General features: G+C 69.5%; 16 protein-coding genes. 10 read left to right on the forward strand and 6 right to left on the reverse strand.

Going from position 1 to position 17,748, the window contains the following annotated elements; genetic code table 11:
* Positions 1-48: 48 nt before the first annotated feature.
* From BOSE125_RS11330 to BOSE125_RS11350, 5 genes are all read left to right on the forward strand, one after another.
* Positions 49-2,256 (forward strand): transglycosylase domain-containing protein, encoded by a 2,208-nt coding sequence (locus BOSE125_RS11330; RefSeq protein ID WP_159552610.1) that lies wholly within the window; start codon positions 49-51, stop codon positions 2,254-2,256.
* Between the two features lie 7 nt (positions 2,257-2,263).
* Complete coding sequence (locus BOSE125_RS11335) at positions 2,264-3,235, forward strand: metallophosphoesterase (RefSeq protein ID WP_159552612.1); 972 nt, start codon at positions 2,264-2,266, stop codon at positions 3,233-3,235.
* Between the two features lie 236 nt (positions 3,236-3,471).
* Entirely contained in the window at positions 3,472-5,412 is a 1,941-nt protein-coding gene (locus BOSE125_RS11340) for an ABC transporter ATP-binding protein (protein ID WP_159555087.1), read from the forward strand.
* A complete protein-coding gene (locus BOSE125_RS11345; RefSeq protein WP_159552614.1) occupies positions 5,409-7,316 on the forward strand; it encodes an ABC transporter ATP-binding protein in 1,908 nt (635 codons plus the stop codon). Before BOSE125_RS11340 ends, BOSE125_RS11345 begins: the two co-directional genes overlap by 4 nt.
* A gap of 34 nt (positions 7,317-7,350) precedes the next feature.
* Positions 7,351-7,725, forward strand: coding sequence for a nuclear transport factor 2 family protein (locus BOSE125_RS11350; protein ID WP_159552616.1), 375 nt, complete (start codon positions 7,351-7,353; stop codon positions 7,723-7,725).
* A gap of 58 nt (positions 7,726-7,783) precedes the next feature.
* Here the strand turns inward: BOSE125_RS11350 and BOSE125_RS11355 are convergent, their stop codons facing one another.
* Complete coding sequence (locus BOSE125_RS11355) at positions 7,784-8,695, reverse strand: phosphoribosylaminoimidazolesuccinocarboxamide synthase (protein WP_159552618.1); 912 nt, start codon at positions 8,693-8,695, stop codon at positions 7,784-7,786.
* The gene (gene purD, locus BOSE125_RS11360) at positions 8,695-9,984 is read right to left on the reverse strand and encodes a phosphoribosylamine--glycine ligase (RefSeq protein WP_159552620.1); all 1,290 of its coding nucleotides are present in this window, start codon (positions 9,982-9,984) and stop codon (positions 8,695-8,697) included. Before purD ends, BOSE125_RS11355 begins: the two co-directional genes overlap by 1 nt.
* 84 nt (positions 9,985-10,068) lie before the next feature.
* Between purD and BOSE125_RS11365 the strand changes: the two genes are divergently transcribed.
* From BOSE125_RS11365 to BOSE125_RS11380, 4 genes are all read left to right on the forward strand, one after another.
* Positions 10,069-10,416 (forward strand): hypothetical protein, encoded by a 348-nt coding sequence (locus BOSE125_RS11365; RefSeq protein WP_147301212.1) that lies wholly within the window; start codon positions 10,069-10,071, stop codon positions 10,414-10,416.
* 127 nt (positions 10,417-10,543) lie between these two features.
* The gene (locus tag BOSE125_RS11370; protein WP_236557938.1) at positions 10,544-11,656 is read left to right on the forward strand and encodes an asparaginase; all 1,113 of its coding nucleotides are present in this window, start codon (positions 10,544-10,546) and stop codon (positions 11,654-11,656) included.
* 21 nt (positions 11,657-11,677) lie between these two features.
* Positions 11,678-12,757: an asparaginase gene (locus tag BOSE125_RS11375; protein WP_159552622.1), complete on the forward strand. Its 1,080-nt coding sequence runs from the start codon at positions 11,678-11,680 to the stop codon at positions 12,755-12,757.
* 17 nt (positions 12,758-12,774) lie between these two features.
* Positions 12,775-13,188: a sterol carrier family protein gene (locus tag BOSE125_RS11380; RefSeq protein ID WP_159552624.1), complete on the forward strand. Its 414-nt coding sequence runs from the start codon at positions 12,775-12,777 to the stop codon at positions 13,186-13,188.
* Positions 13,189-13,255: 67 nt separating this feature from the next.
* On the opposite strand, the gene BOSE125_RS11385 is transcribed toward BOSE125_RS11380, so the two are convergent.
* The 4 genes from BOSE125_RS11385 to BOSE125_RS11400 form a co-directional block, all read right to left on the reverse strand.
* Positions 13,256-13,636, reverse strand: a complete 381-nt coding sequence (locus BOSE125_RS11385; protein WP_159552626.1) for a DUF2255 family protein — start codon at positions 13,634-13,636, stop codon at positions 13,256-13,258.
* Positions 13,637-13,829: 193 nt separating this feature from the next.
* Positions 13,830-14,810 carry an aldo/keto reductase gene (locus BOSE125_RS11390; RefSeq protein WP_159552628.1) on the reverse strand — a complete coding sequence of 327 codons (981 nt, stop codon included), beginning with the start codon at positions 14,808-14,810 and terminating at the stop codon, positions 13,830-13,832.
* Between the two features lie 25 nt (positions 14,811-14,835).
* Positions 14,836-15,597 carry an SDR family NAD(P)-dependent oxidoreductase gene (locus tag BOSE125_RS11395; protein WP_159552630.1) on the reverse strand — a complete coding sequence of 254 codons (762 nt, stop codon included), beginning with the start codon at positions 15,595-15,597 and terminating at the stop codon, positions 14,836-14,838.
* Positions 15,598-15,676: 79 nt separating this feature from the next.
* Positions 15,677-16,519, reverse strand: coding sequence for an SDR family NAD(P)-dependent oxidoreductase (locus BOSE125_RS11400; RefSeq protein WP_159552632.1), 843 nt, complete (start codon positions 16,517-16,519; stop codon positions 15,677-15,679).
* Between the two features lie 151 nt (positions 16,520-16,670).
* Here BOSE125_RS11400 and BOSE125_RS11405 point away from each other — a divergent pair, with 151 nt between their 5' ends.
* Positions 16,671-17,582 (forward strand): helix-turn-helix transcriptional regulator, encoded by a 912-nt coding sequence (locus BOSE125_RS11405; protein ID WP_159552634.1) that lies wholly within the window; start codon positions 16,671-16,673, stop codon positions 17,580-17,582.
* Positions 17,583-17,748 lie beyond the last annotated feature (166 nt).

Here is a 17,748-nt window from a genome sequence, read left to right on the forward strand (position 1 = left end):
TCCTTCAGGTCCGTCACGGAGGGTGATCCGGCCGGTAGAATCGAACCCATGGCCAATCGCAAGTCCCCCTTCTTCGACACTGCCACCACGCTGGGCAAGATCGTCGCCTTCCTCGGTGTCAGTGCGCTGTGCGGCGTGCTTGCGGCCGGCCTGATGCTGCCGATGGCCGCCGTGGGTGGGGCCACGGCCACCGCCGGCGGGGAGATGCTGGATCAGCTGCCCGCCGAGTTGAAGGAGGAGCCGCTCTCGGTGCCCTCCCGCATCCTGGACAAGGACGGCAACGTGCTGGCCACCTTCTACGCCGAGAACCGCGTCCCGGTGGAACTGGACCAGATCTCCCAGAACATGCAGGACGCCATCATCTCGATCGAGGACGAGCGTTTCTACGAGCACGGCGGCGTGGATGCCCGCGGCCTGACCCGCGCCCTGATCAACAACGCCACCTCTGACTCGACCCAGGGCGCCTCCACCATCACGCAGCAGTACGTGAACAACGTGCTGGTCAACGCGCAGTACCTGAACAACGAGCGCACCACGATCTCCGGCACCAAGACCGTGGCGGACAAGCTGCGCGAGATGAAGCTGGCCGTGGCCGTGGAGAAGGAGATGTCCAAGGATGAGATCCTCGAGGGCTACCTCAACATCGTGCTCTTCTCCGGCCGCGTGTACGGCGTTGAGGCCGCCGCACGCTACTTCTTCAACAAGAGCGCCGCGGAACTGACCGTGCCGGAGTCGGCCATGCTCGCCGGCATGGTGCAGTCCCCCAACGGCTACAACCCGGTCAACAACCCGGAGGGCGCCACCGAGCGCCGCAACACCGTGCTCGGGGCCATGCTCGGCAACGAGGCCATCACCCAGGCGGAGTACGACGAGGCCGTGGCCTCTGACCTCGGCCTGGACGTCACCCCCCTGGCCTCCGGCTGCATGTCCGCCGACTACGGCAACTACTTCTGCGACTACGTCCAGCGCACCGTCCTGACGTCCGAGGCCTTCGGCCCGGACGCCGAATCGCGCCAGCGCCTGCTGGACCGCGGCGGCCTGCAGATCACCACCACCCTGGACTCCAACCTGCAGCAGGAGGCGGAGCGCGCCGCGCGGGAGAACGCCCCGTACACCGAGTTCGGCGAGAACGACGCCGTGGGCGCCTCCCTCGTCACGGTGGAGCCGGGCACGGGCAACGTCCGGGCGATGGCCCAGAACACCACCTACGATCCGGCAGCGGAAGGCGACGCCAACACCACCCTGAACTTCAGCGTGGACCGGCCCATGGGCGGCGGCGCGGGCTTCCAGGCCGGCTCCACGATGAAGCCCTTCACCTTCCTGTCCTGGATCGAGTCCGGCAACTCGATGACGGACACGCTCGACGCCCGGACCAACACCTACCCGAACCGGACCCAGTTCCAGGGCTCCTGCGGCCAGTCCGGGACCATTCCCCTGCTGCTGGACCGCCCGGCCTGGACCGTCCGCAACGCCATCGCTGACATGAACAAGCCGATGCGCGCCGACTACGGGCTGTACTGGTCCATCAACACGGCCACGGTGGCCGCCGCCTACGCACAGGACCTCTGCGGCATCACGGACCTGATGGGCCGCGTGGGCATCCAGAACGCCGGTACCGGCGAGACCATCAACCCGCTGAACCCGTCCTTCGTCCTGGGTTCGGAAGAGGTCTCGCCCCTGATGATGGCCGCCGCCTACGCGACCTTCGCGGACGACGGCAACTACTGTGAGCCCCGCGTCATCTCAGAGGTGACGGACACCCGCGGCAACTCCTATCAGGTGCCCCCGGTGGCCTGCGAGAAGGTCGCGGACACCCAGCACGTCGCGGAGCTGAACAACACGCTCAAGGCCATTGCCTCGGAGCGCATCGCCCAGGACATCACCTTCCCGATCGCCGGCAAGACCGGTACGAACAACTCCTCATCCTCCACCTGGTTCATCGGCACCACCACCGGTTTGACCACGGCCTCCTGGGTCGGCAACTTCCGGGACCTGGATTCGCTGGAGGGCGAAACCATCGGCGGCGTGGAGTACGAGGATGTCTGGGGCTCCATCATCGCCGGACCGATGTGGGCCGACTACATGGGGAACGTGGCCGAGACCTACCCCACGGACGAGTTCACGGCCTATGACGGCCCGGCCTCCGATCCCCGGACCATGGGCTCCCGCGAGGGCGGAGAGACCATCCGGGTGGACGGACGCCCCGGCCCCCAGCCGTACTACGATCCGAACGCCGTCGTCTCGACCGAGGACTGAGGCCGTCATGGGAAAGGCACCGGTGAGGGCCGCGCGCCAGGCCGCCGGCCGGCGTCGGGCACGGTTGATCTCGGCCGCGAAGGCGGCGGCGGTGGCCACCGGTGCCGTGGCCGCCACCGGTGGCGGCATGGTGGCCTGGGGTGCGCTCGTGGAGGCCCGCAACTTCGCGGTGCGCACCGAACAGCTGCGCATCCTGCCGCCGGGCGCGCGCCCGTTCCGGATCCTGCACCTCTCGGACATCCACCTCATCCCGTCCCAGCAGGACAAGCTCGACTGGCTCTCCGGCCTGGCCGACCTGAATCCGGACCTGGTGGTCAACACCGGGGACAACATCGGCGCGGCCGGGTCCGTGGCGCCGCTGCTCCGGGCCCTGGATCCACTGCTGGACGTGCCCGGGGTCTTCGTCCCAGGCTCCAACGACTACTACGCGCCGAAGCCGGCCAATCCGCTGCGCTACTTCGCCGGGCCGTCCCGGCAGGACCCGAACCGGACCGAGCTGCCGTGGGAGGACCTGTTCGACGCCTTCGAGGCCCGCGGCTGGCTCAACCTGTCCAACCAGCATTTCTCCCGGGTACTCCACGGGATCCGCCTGGACTTCGCCGGCACCGACGACCCGCACCTGGGCCTGGACGCGTGGCCCGGCTTTCCCGGGGCGGGCCCCGGACCCGCCCGCTCCCTGCGGATCGGCGTCACCCACGCGCCCTACCGCCGGGTGCTGGATGCCATGACCGACGGCGGCGCTGACGTGATCCTGGCCGGCCACACCCACGGGGGCCAGATCTGCGTGCCCGGGTACGGCGCGCTCGTCACCAATTGCGACCTGCCGACCTGGCAGGCCTCCGGTCTGACCGAGTGGTCCTCGGGCGGAAGGACCGTACCGCTCGAGGTGTCCGCCGGCATCGGCACCTCGCCCAAGGCCCCCGTCCGCTTCGCGTGCCGCCCCGAGGCCGTCGTGCTGGACGTAGTCTCCCCCGCCTGACCCGCGCCGGCGGTCCCGAGCCTTCAAAGGGATCTTTCAGAACGTCCGCCGCGACCGTAGGATGGTGGATCGCCGCATCCCTTGATGCCGGCCATGTGTCCTTGTCTGGAGGGGTTGCCTTGTCCACGCCTGCCCGCACCGATTCACCGCGTGGCAAGCCGGGCCGGGGCCACACGGATGGACACGGCCAGGGTGGTGGCCAGAATGACCATGGCCCGGGCACCCGGGAGCGGTCCATCCTCGAGGCCATCCGCCGCCTCTCCCCCTACCTGGACGGCATCCGCTGGCGCTGGGCCGCCGGGCTCGTCTCGGCCATGCTGGCCGGGCTGGTCGCCCTGTCCATCCCTCAGGTCATCCAGCAACTGGTGAACTCCGTGCTGCATCCCGGCGGGTCCCCGGCGGACGTGTGGGGTGCCGTCTGGCTCATGGCCGGGCTGGGCATCGCCGAGGGACTGCTGATCTTCGGCCGCCGCTTCTTCATCCTGCCGCCCGCCGCCGGGGTGGAGAACCGAGCCCGCGTCGCCCTGTTCACCCGGCTGCAGCGGCTGCCGGTCTCCTTCCACGACTCCTGGCCCTCCGGGCAGCTGCTCTCCCGCTCCGTCGGCGACCTGTCCCTGCTGCGCCGCTGGATCGCCTTCGGCACGGTGATGTTCGTGGTCTCGATCGTCACGATCGTGGTCGGCATCATCCTGCTGCTCAACTCCTCCTGGATCCTCGGGCTGATCTACCTGGCCGGCGCCGTACCGATCATGTGGCGCTCCTTCTACTTCCGCAACGACTTCCGGAGCGCGTCCCGCCTCTCCCAGGACCAGGCCGGTGACCTCGCCACCACCGTGGAGGAGTCCGTCCACGGCATCCGTGTGCTCAAGGCCTTCGGGCGGGGCGGGGAGGCCCTGGAGGGATTCCGCGACCAGGCGGACACCTTGCGCGGCACGGAGGTCCGCAAGGCCACGGTGCTCTCCCAGTTCATCGCCCTGATCGTCGCCCTGCCGGAGACCGTCATCGGCATCTCGCTGGCCACCGGCGTCTACCTCGTCGCCACCGGGGAGCTCACCGTGGGCGCCCTCGCCGGCTTCTTCGCCACGACGGCGGTGCTCGCCGGCCCGGTCGAATCCGTCGGTCAGCTCATGGGCATGTCCCTGTCCGCGAAGACCGCCATCGACCGCCACTTCGAGGTCATGGACACCGCAGTTGATATTGCCGACCCCATCGCGGATCCGGCCGCTGGCTCCGGTCCAAACTCCGGTGCTGGATCTGGATCAGAATCTGGGTCCGGTTCAAGCCTCGCCTTCGAGGGCGTCGGCTTCCGTTATCCGGATGCCACCGCTGAGGCGGAGCCGATCCTGCGGGACGTGACCCTGCACCTCGAGCCCGGCGAGACGATGGCCCTGGTCGGACTGACCGGGTCCGGCAAGTCGACCCTCGTCCAGATGGTCCCCCGGCTCTACGACGCCACCTCCGGGCGCGTGCTCGTGGACGGGGTGGACGTCCGGGACCACGCGCTGCTGGACCTGCGGCGCACGGTGTCCATCGCCTTCGAGGACGCGACCCTGTTCTCCGACTCGATCCGCAACAACGTGCTGCTGGGAGCCCCGGCGGAGATCGCCGGCCCGGACGCTGCCGATCCGCAGGCCGCCCAGGACCTGCTGGAGCTGGCCCTGGACACCGCCCAGGCCCAGTTCGCCTACGCCATGCCGGAGGGCGTGGACACCCAGATCGGCGAGGAGGGGCTGAGCCTGTCCGGCGGGCAGCGCCAGCGCATCGCCCTGGCCCGCGCCATCGCCGCTCAGCCGGCGATCCTCGTCCTGGACGACCCGCTGTCCGCGCTGGACGTCAGCACCGAGGAGGTGGTCACGCAGCGGTTGCGCACCGTCCTGGCCGGGACCACCACCCTGATCGTGGCCCACCGGCCCTCCACCGTGGCCCTCGCCGACCGCGTGGCAGTCCTCCGCGACGGAGCGATCCAGGACGTCGGCACGCACGCCGAGCTGCTGGGCCGGTCGGCGGGATACCGCTTCATCATCTCCAGCTTCGAGGAGGACAAGTCCATTGAGTCCGTCATGGATTCCGGGGTGATCACCGGGATGACGCCGGTGGTGGCCGTGGACGAAGCGTCCGATCGTGGCAGTGGCAGTGGCACTGCCGCTGGCCATGGCCGTGAAGGAGACCGACCATGAGCCGCGCGGACCGGACCCAGCGCCGCGGCCGTCAGGCCGTCAACGCCTCCGCCCCCGGCGAGGCCCAGCGGCCCGACCCGACGCTGCTGGGCACCCAGGGCGAGGAGCGTCTGGACCTCAGCGTCCAGGAACGGAAGTACGTCAGAGCACGATCCTGGGCCCTGCTCAAGGACCTGGCCCGGCCGGTGAAGTGGAAGCTCATCCTGACGGCCTTGCTGGTGGTGATCTCGAATGCCGCCCGCGCGTCGTTCCCGCTGATCATCGCGTGGGGCATCGACTGGGGGCTGCCGCAGGTCGTCTCCACGCTGGAGGCCGGTGGCTCCGCGGCACCGGTGGTGGCCGCCGTCGGGGGCACCTATGTGGGAGCCGCGCTGACCGCGGGGCTGCTGCTGGGCACCTACACGTGGATGACGGCGCGGCTGAGCCAGGCCATGTTGCTGGACCTGCGCGTGTGGGTGTTCCGGCACACGCAACGGCTCAGCCTCGAGTTCCACGAGAAGTACACCTCCGGGCGGGTCATCTCCCGGCAGACCTCGGACCTGGACTCGTTGCGCGAGCTGCTGGACCAGGGCGTGTCCTCCCTCGTGTCCGGCCTGATGTTCATGCTGTTCACGGGCATCTCGATCGTCGTCCTCGACTGGCGTTCGGCGTTGATCCTGCTGGTGGCGTTCATCCCGGTGGCGATCGCGGTGCGCTGGTACCAGGTACGTTCAGAGGCGGTCTACCGGGAGTCGCGCGTGTCCTCCGCCCGGATGATCGTGAACTTCGTGGAGACCATGACCGGCATCCGCGCCGTGCAGGCCTTCCGCAAGGAACGCGCCAATGACCGGACGTACGAGACGCTGGCCGGCAAGTACCGGGACGACATGCTGAAGTCCCTGAACCTCTTCGGCATCCTGCAGCCGACCCTGGTGATCACCGGGAACCTGACCGTGGTGGCCATGCTGCTCTTCGGCGGGTTCCGGGTGCTGGACGGCACCCTGGCCGTGGGTGTGCTCGTGGCACTGCTGCTGGCCGGCAAGCGTGTGTTCCAGCCGATGGAGCAGGTCGCCATGTTCTACTCCTCCTTCCAGTCCGCCTCAGCAGCGCTGGAGAAGGTGTCCGGGCTGCTGGAGGAGGCGCCCACCGTGCGGGAGGCCGAGCAGCCGGTACCCCTGCCTGAGGCCGCCGGACGGATCGATTTCAAGGATGCCGAGTTCGGATATGGGGACGGCCAGGTCATCCTGCCGCGCTTCGACCTGACCATCCCCGCGGGCCAGACGGTGGCCGTCGTCGGCCAGACCGGGGCCGGCAAGTCCACGCTGGTGAAGCTGATCGCCCGGTTCTACGACCTCTCCTCCGGGTCCCTGACGCTGGACAGGGTGGACCTGGACCAGCTCTCCGCGAGCGATCTGCGGCGCAACGTGGTCATGGTGACGCAGGAGGCGTTCCTGTTCTCCGGCTCCGTGGCCGAGAACATCGCCCTGGGCCGGCCGGATGCCTCGGATGCCGAAATCCAGGCCGCGGCGAAGGCCGTGGGAGCCCACGAGTTCATCCTGTCCCTGCCCGAAGGCTACGAGACCGACGTGACCAAGCGCGGCGGACGGCTCTCCGCCGGCCAACGCCAGCTCGTCTCCTTCGCCCGCGCCTTCCTCGCCGACCCGGCCGTGCTCATCCTGGATGAGGCCACGAGTTCGTTGGATCTGCCGAGTGAGCGGCTCGTGCAGCAGGGGCTGACCCGGTTGCTGGGTGACCGCACCGCGCTGATCATCGCGCACCGGCTGTCCACCGTGGAGATCGCCGACCGCGTGCTCGTGGTGCATGACGGGCGGGTCGTGGAGGACGGCTCCCCCGCCGAGCTGATCGAGGCCGGCGGCCGCTTCGCCGAGCTCCATGCGGCCTGGAAGGACTCCCTGGTCGGCTGAGGACTTCCCGGTGCCGGGCCACTAGCCTGAAGGCATGGCCACGTTGACGCTCCACGACCTGCTGTCCCTGGAACACCGGGGGTGGGATGCGCTGTGTTCGGCCCGGGGTGGAACGTTCTACGGGGAGTTGATGACCGACGACGCCGTCATGGTGCTCGTCAACGGCATGGTCCTGGACCGGGACACCGTGGCATCAACTCTGGACCACGCTCCACCGTGGTCCGAGTACCACCTGGATGACCCCCGGCTGGTCCTCACGGGAACAGACGCCGCGGCCCTCGTGTACACGGCCACGGCCTCCCGGCCCGGCGATCCGGAGCCCTTCACCGCCCTGATGTCCAGCCATTACCGGCTGCTCGGTGGCCGCATCCGCATGTCGCTCTACCAGCAGACGACCATCACCCACTAGACCCCTCGCAGCCGGAGGTCGCTCCCGGCCCTCGCACCTGACGTGGTTTCAGAGGATTTCAGGCGGTGAAGGTCTGGCCCGTCAGGGTCTCGTAGGCCTCGATGTAGCGGGCGCGGGTCTTGGCGACGACGTCGGCCGGCAGGGCCGGCGGTGCCTCACCTGAGTGCCGGTCCCAACCGGAGTCCGGGCCGGTCAGCCAGTCGCGGACGAACTGCTTGTCGAAGGAGGGCTGGGCGTGGCCGGGCTCGTACTGGGCGGCATCCCAGAACCGGGAGGAGTCCGGGGTCAGGACCTCGTCCCCCAGCACGATCCGCCCGGTGGCATCCAGTCCGAACTCCACCTTGGTGTCCGCCAGGATGATCCCGCGTTCCCGGGCGATCGACTCGGCCAGGCGGTACACGTCCAGGGTCAGCTCACGCAGCCTCTGGGCGGGGGTGTCCCCGATCAGCCGGGCCATCTGCTCGAACGAGATGTTCTCGTCGTGCTCACCCACGTCAGCCTTGGCGGACGGGGTGAAGATCGCCGGGTCCAGCTTCGAGCCGTCCACCAGTCCCGCCGGCAGCTCGATCCCGGTGACCGTGCCGGACTCCCGGTACTCGGCCAGCCCGGACCCGGTCAGGTAGCCGCGCGCGATGCACTCGACCTCGTACATGTCCAGCCGCTGGCACACCATGGCCCGCCCCGCCACGGCCTCCGGCACGTCCAGGGACACCACGTGGTGCGGCACCTGCAGCTGCTCGAACCACCACAGGGACAGCTGGGTCAGCACCGCGCCCTTGTCCGGGATCTCGGTCTCCAGCACGAAGTCGTAGGCGCTGATCCGGTCCGAGGCGACCACCAGCAGCGTCTCGGATTCCCCCGGCGCGGAGTCGGCCGGCTCATAGAGGTCCCGGACCTTGCCCGAATAGGCGTGCCGCCAGCCCGGCAGCTCCACGGCCTGGGCGTCGAACCCTTGCGAGAATCCGGTCATCAGCGCGTCTTTCCTTCCGGGAGCGTGATCTCGCCGCGCTCGGCCTTGAGCCCGATGTCGGTGCGGTGCTGCGATCCCTCCAGGGAGATCAGGTCCACCCCCGCGTAGGCGCGGGCCCGCGCTGCGGCCAGGTCTTCCCCGAGCCCGACGACGGCCAGCACCCGGCCGCCGGAGGCGACCAGTCCGCCGTCGTGCGCCGTGGAGGTGCCCGCATGCAGGACCGAGACGTTCTCCAGTGCGTCCGCCTCCGCGACGCCAGCCAGCGCCCCGCCCTTGAGGGGGGACTCCGGGTAGCCGGCGGCGGCCACCACCACGTCCACGGCGTAGCCGTCCGACCAGTCCAGCTCCTGCAACCCGGCGAGGCAGCCCGTGGCGGCGTCCATCAGGAAGCGGCCGAACGGGGTCCGCAGCCGGGCCAGCACGGCCTGGGTCTCCGGGTCGCCGAAGCGCACGTTGAACTCGATGACGCGCAGGCCGCGGCTCGTCAGGGCCAGGCCGCAGTACAGCACGCCGGCGAAGGGGGTGCCGCGGTCCGCCATGGTGGCGATGACGGGGCGGGCCACGGCCTCCATGACCTCGTCCACGAAGCCCTCGGGCAGCCAGTCGAGCGGGGTGTAGGCGCCCATGCCGCCGGTGTTCGGGCCGGCGTCACCGTCGCCGATGCGCTTGAAGTCCTGCGCCGGGACCAGGGGGACCGCGTTGGTGCCGTCGGAGATGACGAAGAGGGAGACCTCGGGGCCGTCCAGGAACTCCTCGATGACCACGGTGCCGTTGACGTCGAAGCAGGACCGGGCGTGCTCGAGGGCCTCGGCACGGTCCGAGGTGACCACCACGCCCTTGCCGGCGGCCAGCCCGTCGTCCTTGACCACGTAGGGGGCGCCGAACGCGTCCAAGGCGGCCTCGGCCTCCGCGACCGTGGAGCAGGTGTGGGCGGCGGCGGTGGGGACGCCGGCCTGAGCCATGACGTCCTTCGCGAAGGACTTGGAGGCCTCCAGCTCGGCGGCGGCCTTGGAGGGGCCGAATACGGTGAACCCGGCCTGCCGCAGGGCATCGGAGACGCCGGCCGCCAGCGGGGCCTCGGGTCCCACGACCACCAGGTCCGCGTTGAGCTCGCCGGCCAGGACGGTGACCCCGGTGGCGTCGGTGGCATCCACGGCATGCACCGGGACATCGAGGGCGATGCCAGCGTTGCCCGGGGCCGCATGGACCTCCTGGACATCAGGGTCCAGTTGCAGGGCACGGATGATGGCGTGTTCGCGGCCGCCGGAGCCGAGGACGAGGATCTTCACGGTGCCCAAGCCTAGACCGTCCGGGCCGTCCCGGCGCGCGTGTGTGCGCCCGGTCCAGCCGTACCGGTCCGTACGATGGGTTCCATGACGTCCAACTACCCCGGGCCCGACGACGGCCGGCACCTCCCGGAGCACGGTGCCCGACCCGAGGGACAGGACCCGTCCGGCCAGGAGTACGGGCAGCAGCAGTACGGCCACCCGTACGGCCGCGCGCCCCGCCTCGCCGGCTCTGGCGGTTCCGGGGGTTCGGGCCTCCTGCGCACCATCTACACCTTCGTGATCGTCTGGCTGACCTGCGCCGTGATCATGTGGTTCGGGACCCGGATGCTCGGCTTCGAACGCGGTGACCTGGGCGCTGCCGTGGTCTCCCTGATCGCCTCGCTGGCCGCAGCCGCTGCAGTGACCGTCTGGGCCACCCGCCGCGGCCGCTGAGGCGGCGCCCCGCAGGCCCCCTGGTCCGCCCTTTCTCCGTCAGTTTCCCGGCAGATTCCCGCCAGCTTCCCGCCAGCTTCCCGCCAGGGTTCTCAGCGTTAGCTCATGCGCCCCTCATCTGGGGCTCATGCTCATCGAACACGATGAGCGCATGGCCTTCACGAACAGCATGACCACCGTGCCCGGCGCGTCCGGTACCACGCCCGGCATCTTCGCCCAGCAGGACGCCGCAGAGCTGGTCTACCTGACCCGCAACGGGCAGGTGGAGTCCCGTCACAGTGGCGCCGCCGTGGTCACCGGTCCGGACGGCGGCGTGCTGGCCACAGTGGGTCCGGCCGACGCCGTGGTGTTCGGCCGCTCGGCCCTCAAGCCACTGCAGGCCATCGCCTCCCTGCGCCTCGGTGCCCCGCTGGAGAGCCGCCACATCGCCATCGCCTCGGGCTCCCACCGCGGCTCCTCCCGCCACCGCGCCCTGGTCCGGGAGATCCTGGCCGCTGCAGGCCTGGACAAGACGGCGCTGCAGTGCCCGCGCGCCTGGCCCAAGGACCGCCGCGAGCTGCTGAAGATGGCCGCCCGCACCCGCCGCCCTGACGGCCCCCGCCCGAACCGTTTGGCCTTCAACTGCTCCGGCAAGCACGCCGCCTGGCTGTCCGCCTGCGTGGCCGCCGGCCTGGAGACCGAGAGCTACCTGGAACCGGACCATCCACTGCAGCAGGAGGTGCTCCGGGTGATCGAGGACTACTGCGGCACCGAACCGGTGGAGGTCGGCGTGGACGGCTGCGGCGGCCCGGCCCCACGGTTGGCCCTGGCCGGGCTGGCGCGCGGATTCGGCCGGGTCGCCTCCGCCCCCGAACGGGCTGCCCAGGGACTGCCGATCGACGACCATGCCGTCCAGGTGGCCGTGTCCATGCTCCGCCACCCCTGGGCCGTCCAGGGCAGGAACAGCTCGAACACCCGGATCATGCGTGAACTCGGCGTGCTGGCCAAGTCCGGGGCGGACGGCATCCTGGTGGTGGCGGCCCCGGACGGCACCGCCGTGGCGGTCAAGACCCTGGACGGAGCCTCCCGGGCCAACAACCTCGTGGCACTCAACCTCCTGGCCCGCTTCGCCCCGGACCAGGTGGAGCTGCCGGCGCTGCGGATCGTCCTCGACGCCGTGACACCGACGGTCCTCGGCCGCGGCCAGCCGGTCGGCCGCGCCGAACTCGCGGATCCGGTGCTTGAGGTGCTCACCGCCTGAAGTAGTGACAAGCTAGTGACCATGCCCGCACCGCATCAGCATCCCGACCTGCACGAGTCCCGCCAGCCCACCCGGAGCCCCTCGGCCACCTTCACGGTCGGCGAGGCCGTGGAACTGGTCCACGTGGTCCGCAACGGGTTCGTCGAGTCCCGCACCATCGGTTCGGCCGTGGTGACGGCGCCGGACGGCTCGATGCTCGCCTCCCTCGGCAGCCCGGCTGCGCTGGTCTACCCGCGCTCCACGCTCAAGCCGCTGCAGGCCATCGCGTCCCTGCGGCACGGGGCCCGGATGGTCGAGGAACAGATCGCCCTGGCATGCGGGTCGCACCGCGGGACGGCCCGCCATCGCCAGACGGCCGCCACGGTCCTGTCCTACGCCGGCATGGACGAGTCCTTCCTGCAGTGCCCGCCCGCCTGGCCCGCGGATCCGGCCGGGATCATCGAGATGGCCGGGGACGCCGGCCCCGGCGGCCCCCTCCAGACCCCGCTGGCCTACAACTGCTCCGGCAAGCACGCCGGTTTCCTCTCCGCCGCCAAGCACGGCGGGCACGACGTGAGCACCTACCTGGACCTCGACCACCCCATCCAGCGTGAGGTGGCCGCCGTCCTGGAGGAGTATTGCGGCGAACCGGTGGCCCACTGGGGCGTGGACGGCTGCGGTGCACCCGCCCCCGTGTTGTCCCTCACCGGTCTGGCCCGCGGCATCGGCAGGGTCGCCGCGGCTCCGCACCGCCGCGACTCCGAGGTGCATGCCGCCTCCGTGGCCACGGCCATGCTGGAGCACCCGTGGGCGGTGCACGGCGAGACCAACACGAACACCGTGGTGATCCGCGAGCTCGGCGTGCTCGCCAAGCTCGGCGCGGACGGCGTCATGGTCATGGCCGCGCAGGACGGCACGGCGGTGGCCGTCAAGGCGCTCGACGGCGGCACGCGCGCCGGCAACCTCGTCGCCCTGGTTCTGCTGGCCCAGTTCGCCCCCTCACAGATCGACCTCGAGGCCCTGCCGGGCGTTCTGGACACCGTGGCCCCGAAGATCCTCGGCCGCGGCAAGCCCGTCGGCCGGGTCCAGCTGGCCCGCCCCGTCCTGGACCTGCTGGACTGAACGGCACGGCAACAGTCATGTCCATCAAGCGCCGCATCTCTGACGACGACGGCCGCGCCGCCCTCGAGTCCTGGTCCCGCGCCCGCTCGGCCGGAGCGAACGGGGCGGACGGGGCGGACGGGGCGGAGGGTGCTGCCGCCCTGCCCCGCAGCACCCGGGCCACCGCAGTCCGCTACACCCTGGAGGAGCTCGCCACCCGGGCCCCGGGGAACTCCGTGGAGGTCCGGGTCCCCCCGTTCGGGGTCTGCCAGTGCGTAGAGGGCCCGCGCCACACGCGCGGCACTCCCCCGAACGTCATCGAGATGGATCCGGCGACGTGGCTGGAACTGGCCACGGGGCTCACGGACTGGGAGGCCGCCGTCGGGACGGGGAAGGTACTCGCCTCCGGATCCCGCGCCGACCTGTCCGAATGGATGCCGCTGCGGCGCTGACCGGCTGCGGTTCGGCCGCTGACCACCATGCACCCGGCGTGACGCCTGTCACGGGTGTGTGCCTGGCTCAGCGGGGTGCGATGCGAACGGATGCTGCCTTGGGGCCCTCGCCCTGCATGATGGGGATCGCGAAGGCGTCGGTGGCGTTGCTGTACTTCGCCTCGTAGGCGGTGTCGATGAGGACTTCGTTCTCGGTGTCGGCGTCTTCGAAGGTGACGTCGTAGTAGAGGCCTCCGACGCGGACTCGTCCTGCCTTCTGGCTGATGGCGGCCTGGTACCAGCGCGATGCCTTCCCGTTGGCTGCGCGTACGTAGACGTTCCCATCGATGACCAGGGCCCACGTTTCGGTGGGGGTGCCATATGTGGAGCCGTCTTCACGGTACGGGGAGACATAGAAGGCCTCGTGCGCCTCGATGGCCTTGAGTTGATCGGTGGTCCAAGCAGTCATGGTGTTGTTCCTTCGGTTAGCGGTATAGGAAGGGCACGGCGGTCGTGCCGTTCCCTGTTGGGTGGGTGGGATATGGAACGGCGCAAGGCTCCGGGGAGCCCGCCCCGTGGCCGGTGGGAGTGATGCCCAGCGCTCGGGCTGGCCTTCGGCACCCGACCTGGCCGTGCTTTTCTCGCGGACTGTCCCGTTCGGTTCAGCGGTCGATCGAGGCCATGTTGGCCTCGTCGTGGCGTTCGCCCGCGGCGGGCCGGAGTGAGTCCAACCGCACCAACTGGTCTGTGGTGAGTTCGATGCCGTCGGCAGCGGTGTTCTCCTCGACACGAGAGACCCGGCGTGTGCCGGGGATCGGGGCGATGTCGGTCCCGCGGGTGAGCAACCACGCGAGGGCGGTCTGGGCGGGAGTCGCGCCGATCTCGGCGCCGATGGCCGTCACCTCGTCGACGATCGCGAGGTTGCGGCGGAAATTCTCACCCGTGAACCGGGGGTTGGTCTTGCGCCAGTCGTTGTCAGCGAAGTCCTCGACGGCGCGAATCCGCCCGGTCAGGAGGCCGTGCCCGAGCGGGGAGTAGGGGACGAACCCGATGCCGAGTTCGCGCAGCAGGGGGAGAATCTCGGCCTCCACGTCGCGGGTCCACAGCGAGTACTCGGTTTGCAGGGCGGTGATCGGTTGCACGGCGTGTGCCCGGCGGACGGTTTCCGGGGAGGCCTCGGAGAGCCCGAAATGAAGCACCTTGCCTTCGGCGATCAGGTCCGCGACGGCGTCGGCAGTCTCCTCGATCGGCGTGTTCGGGTCGACCCGGTGCTGGTAGTACAGGTCTATGTGGTCGGTGCCGAGGCGTCTGAGGGAGCCTTCGACGGCGGCCTTAATGTTCGCCGCGCTGCTGTCGAGGACGCCGGGGCCCCCACCGGTATGGGAGACGAGGCCGAACTTCGTGGCGATCCTGACCTGGTCGCGGCGGCCCGTGACGGCCCGACCGACGATCTCCTCGCTGAGGAAGGGTCCGTAGATCTCAGCGGTGTCGATGTGGGTGACCCCGAGTTCGAGCGCGCGGTGGATCGTGCGGGTCGATTCGGTGTGGTCCAGGGCGCCTTCGCTGGTGTACGTGCCGGCCATGGTCATGGCACCGAGTCCGATGCGGGAGACCTCAAGGCCTCCGAGGCGTGCTTCCTTCATGTGGTGCTTCCTGTCGGTGTGATTCTCAGGCCTGGGATGTGGGCATGGCCCACAGTTCGGCGATGGAGGATCGGCGCGGACGAGTCACCATGAAGGCGATGCTCTCGGCGATGTCCGCGGACTGCAGCGGTTCGGGGATCGCATCCGAGGAGGCCAGCTCCTCGCGGATGTTCTCGTTGTTGTGCGAGATCAGCTCGGTGTCGACCGCGCCGGGCTCGAGCACGCCGACGCGGACGTGCTTCTGGGTGACCTCTTGACGCAGGGCCTCGGTGAACCCGTTCACCCCGAACTTGGTCATGTTGTAGACGCCGAAGTTCGCCGAGGCCTCGCGGCCGGCCTGGGAGGAGATATTCACGATGTCGGCCACCTCCCGCGGCCCATCCGTTGCCGCCTTGAGCAGATGCGGCAGGGCCGCGTGCGTCATGTAGAGCAGGCCGTTCTGGTTGATGGCGATCATCCGCTCCCATTCCCCGACGTCCGCGTCCAAGACGGGGCCGAGGAGCATGAGTCCTGCGTTGTTGACCAGAATGTCGAGGTGGCCGAAGCGTTCAACGACCTCGGCGACCGCCCGCTCGGCCTGGGTGCGGTCGGCGATGTCGGCGACGACGGCGTGGGCGGTGCCGCCGGCGGCCTCTATTTCGGCCACAAGCGTGGCGAGGCGGTCCCGGCGACGGGCCACGACGGCCACGAAGGCCCCGTGCTCGGCGAGAGCGCGGGCGGTAGCGTGACCGATGCCACTACTGGCACCGGTCACGATGGCAACGGTTCCTGCGAGTTTCGACGTCAAGTGTTGGCCTTTCTTCGGTGGAATCTCTGGTGAGAAGGGGCCCCGGCCGGTTCATCGCCGGCCGGGGCCCGAGCGCCGGTCAGGCGTGGTCGATGTCCATGGAGGAGGACAGTCCGCGGTGCGCGTCGACCTGGTCCAGGAGCAAACGCGCCTTCTGCTCGACCCCGGCCACCACGTCGGCACCGGCGACGAAGCGCAGCGGCGGGGTCTCGAGCCCGGCGAGGGTGACCAGGGCGGCTCCGAGCTTGGCGGGGTCCCCGCCCTGCTGACCGTTCATGGACTTCCACGCAGTGATGGTCTGTTCCGTGCGCGGGGCGTAGTCCTCGATGGAGAGCTCGGGCCAGATGGAGGACGCGCCCTCGACGAGCAGCTCGGTACGGAAGAATCCGGGCTCGACGATGGTGGTGTGAATCCCGAAGGGATCCAGGTCGTACCGGAGAGACTCCATCCAGCCCTCAAGGGCGAACTTGGAGGCCGCGTAGGCAGCGCAGAACTCCTGGCCGATGATGCCGGCCGCGGAAGTGATGGTGATGACGTGGCCGCTGCGCTGGGCGCGCATGAACGGCAGGATCGCGCGGGAGACGTTCAGCGGGCCGAAGAAGTTGGTCTCCATCTGCCGGCGGAACTGCTCGTCGCTGATCTCCTCGAAATATCCGGCGTAGAAGTTCCCCGCGTTGTTCACCAGGACGTCGATGCTGCCGAAGTGTTCCACGGCCGCCTCGGCAGCGGAGAGCGCGGCGGAGGCGTCGGTGACGTCCAGCGAGAGGGCGAGGAGTTTCTCGTGCTCCCCGAGAGCCTGGGCGACCTTGGCGGCGTCACGTGCGGTGGCGACGACCGAGTGGCCGGCATCGAGGGCGGCCTTGGCCAAGTCGACGCCCATGCCGCGGGCTGCTCCGGTGATGAACCAGACGTTGTTGCTCATGAGGTGGGTACCTTTCCAGTAGCGATGCCGGCCCGTTTCGGCCGGCGACTGCAACCAGTCAACCCGGCTACGCCGGGGGTAGGGAGACCCTGTCTAGAGGGTCACTGAGAGGGCCCCTTTGGGTGGTTTTCGGCGGCGTACATTGTTGGGCATGGACAGCAGTAACGACATCCGCGAATTCCTCATCTCGCGCAGGGCCAAGCTCACGCCGCAGGAAGCCGGCTTGCCTGACTACGGCGGGCGCCGACGTGTGCCTGGACTACGCCGCGAGGAGGTCGCATTGATGGCCGGCATGAGCTCCGAGTACTACAAGCGCCTTGAACGCGGAATCGCGACCGGCGTCTCGGACTCGGTGCTCGACGGGATCAGCCGGGCACTGCAACTGGACGAGGCCGAACGCACACACCTGTACGACCTCGTGCGCGCCGCCAACGAAGGAGCCCGCGCCCGCGCCAAGCGCCCCATGGCCAGGAAGCTGCAGGTACGCCCGAGCCTGCAACAGACCATCGACGCGATGTCAACCGTGCCGGTCTTTGTGCAGAACGGCCGCCTCGACGCCGTCTCGACCAACCGGCTCGGGCGCGCCCTGTTCTCCGAAATGTTCACCGAGGACCACCGCCCCGTCAACGCCGCACGCTTCGTCTTCCTCGATCCACGGGCACAGACGTTCTACCAGGATTGGAAGGCCAATGCCGGCCAGATCGTGGCCCTCCTTCGCGCGGAGGCCGGCCGCTCCCCCTACGACAAGGCCTTGAGCAACCTCGTCGGGGAGCTCTCCACGCAAAACGAACTCTTCCGCAAGCTCTGGGCCTCCCACGACGTCCGGGCACACACCACCGGAATCAAGAACATCCATCACCCCGTCGTGGGAGACCTCGACCTCACCTACGAAGCCATGGACCTAACCCCGCACGGACTCCAGATGCTCATGTACTCCGCCGAACCCGGATCACCCACACACGACGGCCTGCAACTCCTCTCGAACTGGGCCGCCACCGCAGACAGCCCACCCGCCCCCGACCGCCCTCCTCTGGGCGCAGACGCCAAGGACGACCACCTGTGATGTTGGCGAAGCCTGCGTCAGTAGGGGATCGGCTATCGGAACATGAGTATCGCTGCCTTTGCCTCCTCAGCCGCGTCATCGGAGTCCGCGAACAGGACACGTACTGACCCGATCCCACGGTGCACCCTCGGGATACGGTGGGACCACGCATCCTGAGGGGGAACGA

Source organism: Citricoccus sp. K5, assembly GCF_902506195.1.
In the GTDB taxonomy this organism is placed as follows: domain Bacteria; phylum Actinomycetota; class Actinomycetes; order Actinomycetales; family Micrococcaceae; genus Citricoccus.